At 61.8% G+C, this 3,331-nt stretch carries 3 protein-coding genes; 1 reads left to right on the forward strand and 2 read right to left on the reverse strand.

Translation table 11 applies throughout. The features are described 5' to 3' along the window. Positions 1-416 precede the first annotated feature (416 nt). The gene (locus HF877_RS21035; protein WP_059384860.1) at positions 417-641 is read left to right on the forward strand and encodes a hypothetical protein; all 225 of its coding nucleotides are present in this window, start codon (positions 417-419) and stop codon (positions 639-641) included. Positions 642-709: 68 nt separating this feature from the next. On the opposite strand, the gene HF877_RS21040 is transcribed toward HF877_RS21035, so the two are convergent. Together HF877_RS21040 and HF877_RS21570 are read right to left on the reverse strand one after the other, a co-directional pair. Continuing rightward, a protein-coding gene (locus HF877_RS21040) for an IS3 family transposase (protein WP_169623142.1) occupies positions 710-2,130 on the reverse strand; the annotation gives its coding sequence in 2 pieces (ribosomal slippage) (positions 710-1,767 and positions 1,767-2,130; 1,422 coding nt in all). A gap of 243 nt (positions 2,131-2,373) precedes the next feature. Next, positions 2,374-3,291: a pentapeptide repeat-containing protein gene (locus HF877_RS21570; protein ID WP_206037472.1), complete on the reverse strand. Its 918-nt coding sequence runs from the start codon at positions 3,289-3,291 to the stop codon at positions 2,374-2,376. Positions 3,292-3,331 lie beyond the last annotated feature (40 nt).

The raw sequence follows: 3,331 nt of genomic DNA on the forward strand, positions 1-3,331 counted from the left end.
ACGACTCGGGCGGACCTGCTGCTGATCAAGCAGTCGCGTAACTCCCGTTGGACTCAATCACCTTGACAAGTTCCGATGGCCCACTCGGAACACAGTTGCACGTATGCCAAAGGCGAAGGAGGAGTGCGCATACGTGTCGACGCCGATGACTTTCCGTATGTGGTTGTTGCAGTGAACTGGGTAGACCCCGATCAGCAAGACCTAGAAATTGCGGACGCGCCAACCACATCGTGGGGACTCCAGGTCCTCACTCAATGAGTGATCTCAGCCGGGTGGTAGATGAAGAATCCAGTACATCTACCACCCGGCCGGGTAAGTAGATAGTTCGGCGCGGCGGCAGAGGCGTAATGGCGAAATCAATCGACACTGACACTTCACGGCATGTCCGTGTATGCACAAGCCGTATCATTCAGGCAATGAGCACGAACCACGCGTATGAGGTCTACACCCTCGAACTTGGTCCGTACAGCACCCTTACTGAGCTACACCGCGAGTTGTCCAACCAAGCAGCCACCTTCGCAAATGAAGTGTGCGTGAGTGAGGGGGCGGTAGTGATCTCGATCTCGCATTCAATTGTCGAGGCCGAAGGGAAGTGGGTTGCTTCGGTTGCAGTAACCACGGACCTGGACATCGATAACTGAGCAGCGAATGATCCGCGTCGCCGGTCCAGCCGTTCGGAATGTGTCAAGCGGTTTGAGTCCAGTGGGTGTCAGGCGGCTATCGTGTCGTCCTCCACTGTGGTCTCGGGATCGTCGGCTGGCCGGTTGATATAGACGGTGTCGGACAGGTCGAGGATCTTCGGCGCGGTGGTGGTGCCGAAGCGGTGCGGATGCCGGGCACGGGCGGCATCGAGTACCTGCCGGCGTTCGGCGGCCTTGCCGGCGGCCAGACCGAAGTGGACATCGGCGGGCGTGTGCAACCCGATTCCGGTGTGGCGATGTTCGTGGTTGTACCATTCGGTGAAGCTGATCATGAATTCCCTTGCCTGACTGAGTGATCCGAACCGATCAGGAAACCCTGGCCCGTACTTGAGGGTCTTGAACACCGATTCGGAATACGGATTGTCGTTCGAAACCCGCGGCCGCGAATGCGAACGGGTGACCTCGAGATCGGCCAGCAACGTGGCGACGGACTTGCTGGTCATCGACGTACCACGGTCAGCGTGCACGACCTGCGGAATGCCGTGTACGGCAAAGATCTGCTCCATCAACTCCCGCGCCAGCACACCCGATTCGTGCGCGTGAACATGGACTCCGACGATGTACCGCGAGTAGATGTCGATCATCACGTACGCATCGAAGTAGCGGCCCTTCTCCGGCCCGGCAAGCTTCGTGATGTCCCACGAGTACACCTGCCGCGGCGCGGTCGCGACCAACTCCGGGCAGGTCCTCGCCGGATGCCGCGCAAGCCGGCGACGCTCGCTGACCTGCGCGTTCTCCCGCAACACCCGGTACATCGTGGACACCGAGCACAGGTAGATGCCCTCGTCGAGCAGCTGCGCATACACCTCGAGCGGCGCCTGATCGACAAACCGATCACTATCGAGCACCTCGAGGATGCGGCGGCGTTCGATCGGCGTGAGCTTGTTCGCCGGCTCGACCGGCGGAGCCGACATCACCGGCGGGGTCGGTGTGGTGGCTGCGGTGCGCCGCCGGACCGCGGTCGAGCGGACCACACCGGTCAGCGTGCTGGCCGTCCTCGTCGACACCCCGGCTTCGGTCAGTTCGGTCCACGCTACGGTCAGCGCTTGTTGGGCTTGTCGCCGAAATCCGCTCTCTCGGAGAGAGAGTCCAAGAGAGCGTGCGCTTTTCCCATGATGTCCAAGGCGGCCTCGGTGGTGGTCAACCGCTTGTTCGCCCGGGCGAGCTCTTGCTTGAGGCGGGCGATCTCGGCCTGCTCGGCGGTGAGCTTGCCGATCTTCGCGCCGGGCTGCTTGCCGTCGAGGACCCCGGCGTCGCGTTGTTTGCGCCACTCGCTGATCAGCGACGAGTACAGGCCTTCACGGCGTAGGTATGCCCCGCCCTCGTTCGTCTCGCAGGCCTGTTCGTACGCGGCCAGGTGGGAGAGCTTGTCGGCGGGGCTGAACACGCGCCGGCGGGGTCCGTCGGCGCGGGGGTGAGTGGAGGCCATGCGGTCATTGTCCTCGACCGCTGTAGGGGTGGACATCGTCATCGTTGGGTGGACATCGTCATCGTTGGGTTGATCCGTATCTCGCCCTGCAGGCGGGGTTGCTGTGAACCAGTGGACTCAGCTCATGCTGACACGCAGGGCACACCGGGACATGCCATCACCCCAGCTCACAGCACACAGGCTTTCAACGGGTGCAGTACACCGCACAAAATCCGTTGTTGGGGATGTTGCCTTGATCCTCGGCTATGACCCCGTAGCACCAGAACTTGCCGAAGATGAAGCGTCCGTCACGTGACTACGAGGTGGCGTGATCTCCTGCGCGCCCGGCGGGAGTCCGAAGCTGGGCGTGGGCCACCTCGTCTTGGCGTCGTACTTGACCCCATCGAGAATCGCCCCTTTCACGGAAGCTCCACTCAAATCCGCACCGCACAGGTCGGCTTTCCTCAGATCTGCTCCGTCAAGGCACGACTGGGTCAGGTCGACATCGAACAAATCACTCCTTGTGAGGGTCGCCCTCTTCAGGTCCATCCGATCGAAGTACGAGCGTTCGAGGTCAACCCCATGCAGGTCCAATTGCAACCCGTGGCCGGCCCATGCGCCCTTCTCTGTCTCGATCCCGTCGCGGTTCTTGCCCCCGAGAAAAAGATGGGTTCGGAACTGGGAGATGATCGCTTCGTTTACTACTCGTTCGCCAGCCCTGTGTTCTTCCGTACCCGTCTTATGTGTGTTCTGGCGGAGATACGCGCACAGGGTGTCCGTGATCGTTTCGCATTCTGCCTGCACCCGGGCGGTGGGGACTCCTACCCGCTTTCGGCGGTCGTGATGCCGAAGCCAATCGCCGGCCAGCCCCACGAAGGCATACACCCCCGCTACCCGGATCATGAAGTTTCCCTGATCAGCGAGTTGCTTCGCTGCCCCCTCGAATCTGCTCCAGAGCTCTTTCTCCGCATCCTCCGTCCGTGTCTTGTCTGCGTTGAGTGCTTGGGCCTTTGCCAGCCGCGCACCACCAGCCGATGCGATCGCGGCCGCCACGATCGCCCCCAGCGGGGCAAGGACCCCACCGTAGCGGCCGGCAAGCCAATCCCACTTGAGCCCGGCGACAAAGAGTGCGATCAACGCTAATGCCCTGCGTGTCAGGGTGAGTTGAGTCCAACGGTTCACAGCAACCCCGCCTGCAGGGCAAGAGACGGATCAACCCCAC

It is taken from the genome of Rhodococcus sp. BL-253-APC-6A1W, assembly GCF_012843405.1.
Lineage (GTDB): Bacteria > Actinomycetota > Actinomycetes > Mycobacteriales > Mycobacteriaceae > Rhodococcus.